Raw genomic sequence first — 4,882 nt, forward strand, 5'->3', positions numbered from 1 at the left:
TGGCGCGGGGCTGCGCTCCGAGGCTGTGCTCGGGACCGCGCGCTCTGCTGGCATCGGCGCGCGCGGATGCCCGGTGGGCTGGGCGCGGGTGCCCGGTGGGGGCTCGGGCGTGGGGTTACTGGCCGCGGAACTCCGGCTTGCGCTTCTCGGCGAAGGCGCGCGGGCCCTCCTTGGCATCAGCGGAGGCGAACACGCGACCGCCCACCTCGGCGTCCACCTTGAACGCCTCCTCCTCGTGCATGCCCTCGGTGCGGCGGATCGTCTCGATCATCCCCTGCACCGCGAGCGGTCCGTTGGCGGCGATCGACTCGGCGATCTCGAGCGCCTTGTCCAGCGCGGCGCCGTCCTCCACCACGTGGCCGATCAGCCCGAAACGCTCGGCCTCCTCGGCAGTGAGGTGACGGCCCGTCATGAGGACCTCCATCGCGACCGTGTACGGAATCTGACGCACGAGCCGCACCGCCGAACCGCCCAACGGGTACAGGCCCCAGCGTGCCTCCGAGACGCCGAACTTCGCCGATCGCCCAGCCACGCGAATATCGGTACCCTGCAGGATCTCCGTCCCACCGGCGATCGCCGGGCCCTCCACCGCCGCGATGAGCGGCTTGGTGAGACGACGGCCCTTGAGCAGGGCGGGGAGCTTGGTCAGATCCCATCCGCCGCCCGCGAACTTGTCGCCCGGGGCGTCGTTGTTCATGGCCTTGAGATCGGCACCCGCACAGAAGAAACCGCCCGCACCGGTGAGAATGCACGCGCGGATCTCCGGATCCGAATCCACGAGATCCCAGGCGGCCTCCATGCCGCGCATCATCGGGCCCGACAGGGCGTTGCGGGCCTCGGGCCTGTTCATGGTGACGATCAGGACGTGGCCGCGGCGCTCGGTGAGCAGGTGCTGGTCCTCGGGTGTGACGGCGCTGGACATCGGGCCTCCAGAAAGATCTCTTTATGACGGGATCGATGTAACCCGCCCCACAGGACGGTAACACGTTCTAGTTTAGGGGCATGGCTTACACCATCGGAGATCTTGTCGAGCACAGCGTGGACCGGGTGCCGGACCGCGAAGTCCTGGTCCAGGGCGACCGCGTCCTGACTTTCCGCGAACTGGAGGAGCGCGCGAACCGGCTCGCCCACCACCTCCAGTCCGTCGGCGTGCAGCCCGAGGGGAAGGTCGCGCTCTACAGCCGCAACACGATCGAGGCCGTCGAGACGATGGTCGCGATCTTCAAGATCCGCGCCGTCATGATCAACGTGAACTTCCGTTACGTCGCGGCCGAACTCGAGTATCTCCTGAACAACTCGGACAGCGTCGTCGTTGTCGTCGAACGTCGCTACACCGCCACCCTCGCCGAAGCCCTCCCCCAGACCCCGGGCGTCACCCACGTCGTGGTGGTCGAGGACGGCACCGACGCCCCCGACCCGCAGGTCCCCGCCGGCGTCACCGTCACCCACTACGAGGACGCACTCGCCGCCCAGTCGCCCGAACGCGACTTCGGCGAGCGCTCGAACGACGACACGTACATGCTCTACACCGGCGGCACCACCGGCGCCCCCAAGGGCGTCGTCTGGCGGCAAGAAGACGTGTTCATGGTCCTCGGCGGCGGAATCGACTTCCTCACCGGCGAGAAGGTCGCCGACGAATGGGAACTGGCCAACAAGGCCGTCGACGGCGGCGTCCTGGTCCGCGCCGCCCTCCCACCACTCATCCACGGCGGCGCCCAGTGGGCCATCTTCATGGCGCTGTTCGCCGGCCACACCAGCGTGCTCATCCCCGAGTTCGACCCCGAGTCCGTCTGGCAGACCGTCACCGACCGCAAGGTCAACCTCATGTTCATCACCGGCGACGCCATGGCCCGCCCCATGATCGAGGCCTGGGACCCGGAGAAGTACGACGCCTCGAGCCTGCTTTACATCGGCTCGTCCGCGGCACTACTCTCGCCCTCGGTCAAGGACCAGTTCATCGAGGCGTTCCCCAACCTCATGCTCTCCGACGCGATCGGCTCCTCCGAGACAGGATTCTCCGGCCTCTCCACCGCCGAGAAGGGCAAGACCCACACCGGTGGGCCCCGCGTGATGATCGACGGTGAGACCACCGTGTTGGACGACGACGGCAACGAGGTCAAGCCCGGATCCGGAGTCATCGGCAAGGTGGCACGAACCGGGCACATCCCGCTCGGCTACTACAAGGACGAGGCCAAAACCGCCGAGACCTTCCGTACCTACAACGGCAAGCGCTACGCGATCCCCGGCGACGACGCCCGCGTCGAAGAAGACGGCACCGTCACCATGCTCGGCCGCGGCTCGGCGTCCATCAACACCGGCGGCGAGAAGGTCCACCCCGAAGAGGTCGAGGCCGCGCTCAAGACCCACCCCGACGTCTACGACGCCCTGGTGATCGGAGTGCCGCACGAACGTATGGGCCAGCAGGTGGCCGCCGTCCTCCAGACCCGCGACGGCACCTGCCCGCCGATCGAGGAGCTCAACGAGTACGCCCGCAAGGAGATCGCCCGCTACAAGTGCCCCCGCGCACTGTGGGTCGAACCCACCGTCAAGCGGAACCCCGCAGGCAAGCCCGACTACCGCTGGGCCGCGGAGATCGCCGCGTCCCGCCCCGCCGCAGACAGCCAGGAGATAACCAAGTGAGCATCAAGACCTCCCTCGCCGAAGAGTTCGGGATCGAGCACCCGATCTTCGCCTTCACCCCGTCCAAGGCCGTCGCCGCCGCCGTCACCCGCGCTGGCGGCATGGGCGTTCTCGGCGCCGTCCGCTACAACGACCCCGCCGAGCTCGACGAGGTCCTGACCTGGATGGACGAGAACACCGACGGCAAGCCGTACGGCGTCGACGTGGTGATGCCCAACAAGGTGCCCACCGAGGGCAGCTCCGTCGACCTGGGCGCCATGATCCCCGAGGAGCACAAGGGGTTCGTCAACCGCGTCCTCGACGACCTGGGAGTCCCGCCGCTCGGCGACGACGCCGCGGAGAACGCCGGAGTCCTCGGATGGCTCCACTCGGTCGCGCAGTCGCACGTCGACGTGGCCCTGAAGCACCGGCCCGTGCTGATCGCCAACGCCCTCGGCTCCCCGCCGGTCGACGTGATCAAGCAGTCCCACGACGCCGGACTCAAGGTCGCCGCTCTGGCCGGCAGCACCAAGCACGCGCTGGCCCACGTGGAGAACGGGGTCGACATCGTGATCGCCCAGGGTGGCGAGGCCGGCGGTCACACCGGCGAGGTGGCCACCATGGTCCTCGTGCCCGAGATCATCCGCGCGCTCGACGGCCGGGCGCCCGTGCTTGCCGCCGGCGGACTCGGCGACGGCACCCAGGTCGCGGCCGTGGTGGGCATGGGCGCCCAGGGCGCATGGATGGGCTCGCGCTGGCTCACCGCCGCCGAGTACGCCGAAGACGGTGGCTCCAAGGCCATGCAGAAGGCGCTGCTCGCCGCCACCAGCCGCGACACCGTCCGCTCCCGCATCTACTCCGGCAAGCCCGCCCGCCTGCTCAAGAGCAAGTGGACCGACGCCTGGGCCGCAGACGACGCACCCGAACCGCTGCCGATGCCGCTGCAGAATCTGCTCGTCGCCGAGGCGCACCAGCGCATCTCCGCCGCCCAGGACCCCGAGGTCGTGGCCATGCCGGCCGGGCAGATCATCGGATCGCTCGAGGGCGTCGTGCCCGTGGCCGAGACGATGGCGCAGATCGTGGCCGAGTACGAGGCGGCCGTCGAGCGGCTGCGGGCCTCCCTCGGCTGACCTGGCCGGCGCTGGCCGGGCTGCCTCCTCCGGAATCCGCTGCACCCCGCTCGGGGCAGCGGATTCCGGCGTTGTGGAGGCAGCTATCCGAGTCCCCGGACAACCGGGTCGGGGTGGTGCGAGGCGTTGCGGTTCAGCTGCCGAGGACGAACAACAGCATCGCGGCCCAGTGGCAGGCGAACGCCACCACCGTGCACGTGTGGAACACCTCGTGGAAGCCGTATACGCCGGGGACCGGATCGGGCCGTTTGAGGCCGTAGACCACTGCGCCTCCGGTGTAGGCGAGACCGCCGGCGAGCACGAGGCCCACCGCGACCACGTTCACACCGATGAGATCGCCCGCGAACCACACGGCCGTCCAGCCCAGGACGATGTACAGCACCACGTACAGCCACCGCGGCGCCGACAGCCAGAACAGTCTGAAGAGGATCCCCAGCAGCGCGCCGGTCCACACGACGACCAGCAGGATCGTACTGGCCGGTGGCTCGAGTGCCGCCACCGTCATGGGCGTGTACGTCCCGGCGATCAGCAGGAAAATGTTCGAGTGGTCCAACCGCCGCATCAGGGCTGTTGTCTGCGGAGACCATTCTCCGCGGTGATACAGCGCCGAGATCCCGAACAGCAAAGACGACGTCGCCAGGAACACCCCACACGCCACCGTCAGCGCGGGCCCCTCGGCGAGTGCGGTGAGCAGCACGCCGAGCGCGATCGCCACAGGCAGAGTGCCCAGGTGGATCCAGCCGCGCAGCAGCGGTTTGGCCGGAATGGCAGAGACTCCGAAGTCGTCGTCCTCCTCCACCTCCTCCACCTCATTCGCCGGCCCGGCGTCGCTGAAGGCTGCCACGCGATCGCCGGGTGCGGCTCCCTCGCCGGCTGCCACGCCCTGGCCGGTCGTGCCGCACTTGGTGGCGAAATCGGAGGTGTCGTCGGGTCTCTGGTCAGCGTTCAGTCGGGGGTCCACACACTGAACCTACTCGCGCCCCGGTTTCCGGTTTGGCATCCAGTCTTGCGCACGCTTGTGAATCCGTTTCGTAGTTGCGCATCCCTCGTGTCCATTTTTCCCGGTGGGTTGTGCATCCCTTCTGCGCTTGCGCTTCAGTTCCGTTCCCGCCAGGCGTGGTTATGCACCATCT

4 protein-coding genes are annotated in these 4,882 nt (G+C 68.6%); 2 read left to right on the top strand and 2 right to left on the bottom strand.

All coding sequences use genetic code 11. From position 1 onward, the window contains the following. Positions 1-115: 115 nt before the first annotated feature. The gene (locus G6016_RS05640) at positions 116-922 is read right to left on the bottom strand and encodes a crotonase/enoyl-CoA hydratase family protein (RefSeq protein WP_182631709.1); all 807 of its coding nucleotides are present in this window, start codon (positions 920-922) and stop codon (positions 116-118) included. 80 nt (positions 923-1,002) lie between these two features. On the opposite strand from G6016_RS05640, the gene G6016_RS05645 reads away from it, so the two are divergent. Beyond that, the gene (locus G6016_RS05645) at positions 1,003-2,640 is read left to right on the top strand and encodes an acyl-CoA synthetase (protein ID WP_182631710.1); all 1,638 of its coding nucleotides are present in this window, start codon (positions 1,003-1,005) and stop codon (positions 2,638-2,640) included. Between the two features lie 2 nt (positions 2,641-2,642). Continuing rightward, entirely contained in the window at positions 2,643-3,749 is a 1,107-nt protein-coding gene (locus G6016_RS05650) for a nitronate monooxygenase (RefSeq protein WP_182631711.1), read from the top strand. Positions 3,750-3,882: 133 nt separating this feature from the next. Here G6016_RS05650 and trhA read toward each other — a convergent pair whose 3' ends face one another. After that, complete coding sequence (trhA, locus tag G6016_RS05655; protein WP_338403534.1) at positions 3,883-4,710, bottom strand: PAQR family membrane homeostasis protein TrhA; 828 nt, start codon at positions 4,708-4,710, stop codon at positions 3,883-3,885. Positions 4,711-4,882: the final 172 nt, after the last annotated feature.

Origin of the sequence: Dietzia aerolata (assembly GCF_014144865.1) — a bacterium.
In the GTDB taxonomy this organism is placed as follows: domain Bacteria; phylum Actinomycetota; class Actinomycetes; order Mycobacteriales; family Mycobacteriaceae; genus Dietzia; species Dietzia aerolata.